This window comes from Burkholderia sp. Ac-20392 (assembly GCF_017104585.1).
Lineage (GTDB): Bacteria > Pseudomonadota > Gammaproteobacteria > Burkholderiales > Burkholderiaceae > Burkholderia > Burkholderia lata.
Genome location: NZ_JAAGPB010000879.1, coordinates 1 through 2164, shown reverse-complemented (window position 1 = coordinate 2164; position 2164 = coordinate 1). Strand labels below are relative to the sequence as shown.

At 72.3% G+C, this 2164-nt stretch carries 3 protein-coding genes; all 3 read left to right on the top strand.

All coding sequences use genetic code 11. The features are described 5' to 3' along the window. On the top strand, nucleotides 1-848 hold an 848-nt coding region (gene cbiT, locus G3N99_RS39290), incomplete at its 5' end, for a precorrin-6Y C5,15-methyltransferase (decarboxylating) subunit CbiT (RefSeq protein WP_206125089.1). Then, nucleotides 848-1936 (top strand): cobalt-precorrin-5B (C(1))-methyltransferase, encoded by a 1089-nt coding sequence (locus tag G3N99_RS39285; protein ID WP_206125088.1) that lies wholly within the window; start codon nucleotides 848-850, stop codon nucleotides 1934-1936. The genes cbiT and G3N99_RS39285, both read left to right, overlap by 1 nt. Beyond that, nucleotides 1933-2164, top strand: a 232-nt coding sequence (locus tag G3N99_RS39280) for a precorrin-6A/cobalt-precorrin-6A reductase (protein ID WP_206125087.1), incomplete at its 3' end; no start/stop codon positions are given. The genes G3N99_RS39285 and G3N99_RS39280, both read left to right, overlap by 4 nt.

The window sequence follows — 2164 nt, the reverse complement described above, 5'->3', positions numbered from 1 at the left end:
TGCTGCCCGGCCGTCGCCTGTTCGTGCTGAGCGCCGACGGCCGCACGCCGGCCACCGTTGCAGCCGAGCTCGTCGCACGCGGCTTCGGGCCGACGCGCATCAGCGTGTTCGAACATCTCGGCGGCCCGCTCGAGCGGCGTCTCGACGGGCTCGCGCAGGACTGGCGCATCGACGAAACGGCCGCGCTCAATCTGGTGGCGCTCGACTGCCAGGCCGGCCCCGACGCGCCGCGCCGCGCGCTCACGCCCGGCCTGCCCGACGACGCGTACCGTCACGACGGTCAGCTCACCAAGCGCGACCTGCGCGCAATGACGCTCGGCCGCCTCGCGCCCGTGCCCGGCGAGCTGCTGTGGGACGTCGGCGCCGGCAGCGGTTCGATCGGCATCGAGTGGATGCGCGCGCATCCGTCATGCCAGGCGATCGCGATCGAAGCGCATGCGGAACGGCAGCGCTTCATCGAGCACAACCGCGACGCGCTCGGCGTGCCGGGCCTGCAACTCGTCGCGGGCCGCGCGCCCGATGCGCTCGCGGGGCTCGCCGCGCCCGACGCGATCTTCATCGGCGGCGGGGCGACCGCGCCCGGCGTGCTCGACGCGTGCTGGGCAGCGCTGAAACCCGGCGGCCGGCTGGTGGCGAACGCGGTCACGCTGCAGGGCGAGATGGCGCTCGCCGCGTGGCGCGATGCGCATGGCGGCACGCTCACGCGCGTGTCGCTCGCACACGCGGAACCGCTCGGCCGTTTCGATACGTGGCGGCAACCGTTGCCGGTCACGCTGTACGACGTGCGCAAGCCCGACGCGGCCGATACGCCCGCACCATCGGCCACGACGAACGCAACGGACGCGTGATGCGCGACGAGACCCCCGAACAGCCCGCGCCGCTACGTTTCGGCTACACGACCGGCAGCTGCGCGACCGCGACGTCGCTCGCCGCCGCACGGCTGCTGCTCGCGGGTAGTGCGGACGACGCGGTCGAGATCGTGTTGCCGAAGGGGCAGCGCGTGATGATGCGGCTCGAGTTCTGCCGCGCCACGGTCGACGGTGCGGAAGCCGGCACGATCAAGGATGCCGGCGACGATCCGGACGTCACGCACGGCGCGCTGATCTTCGCGCGCGTCGCGCTCGCGGCGGCGCCCGGCGTGCGGTTTCATGCGGGGCCGGGCGTTGGCACGGTCACGCGCGCGGGACTGACGCTGCCGGTCGGCGAACCGGCGATCAACCCGGTGCCGCGCCAGATGATGACGACGCACCTGGAAGCGCTGGCGGCCGAGCATGGCTACGCGGGCGGCTTCGACGTGACGATCGGCGTCGAAGGCGGCGAAGCGCTCGCGCTGAAGACGATGAACCCGCGCCTGGGTATCGTCGGCGGGCTGTCGATCCTCGGCACGACCGGCATCGTGCGGCCGTTCTCGTGCTCGGCCTATATCGCGTCGATCCACCAGGGCATCGACGTCGCACGCGCGAACGGCATCACGCACATTGCCGCGTGCACCGGCAACGCGAGCGAGGACGCGATGCGCGCGCACTATCAACTGCCCGACATGGCGCTGATCGAGATGGGCGATTTCGCGGGAGCGGTGCTCAAGCACTTGCGGCGCGCGCCGGTCGCGCGGCTGTCGATGTGCGGCGGCTTCGGCAAGCTCAGCAAGCTCGCGGCCGGCCATCTCGACCTGCACAGCCGCCATTCGAGCATCGATCTGCCGATGCTCGCGCAGTGGGCGGCCGAAGCCGGCGCAAGCGACGCGCTGCAGGACGCGATGCGCGCCGCGAACACGAGCCAGGAAGCGCTGAAGCTTGCGCACGCCGACGGTGTGCCGCTCGGCGATCTGGTCTGCGCGCAAGCGCTGCGCGTCGCGCGCGACATCGTGCCGCCGTCGGTCGCCGTCGAAATGTTCGCGATCGACCGGCAGGGCCGCTTCGTCGGGGAGGCGCGATGAGCATGCGCATCCTGCTGCTCGGCGGCACCGGCGATGCGCTGATGATCGCACGCGCGCTCGGGCCTCGGCACGTCTATAGCCTGGCCGGCCTCGGCAAGATCCCCGACGACCTGCGCTGCGACGTGCGCGTCGGCGGCTTCGGTGGCGCGGCCGGGCTGGCCGCGTATCTGCGCGACGCCGGCATCGGCCTCGTGATCGACGCGACGCATCCGTATGCTGCACGGATCA

Coding starts and splice junctions, on each gene's coding strand:
- G3N99_RS39285 (WP_206125088.1), top strand. CDS start 848: ATGCGCGACGAGACCCCCGAACAGCCCGCGCCGCTACGTTTCGGCTAC.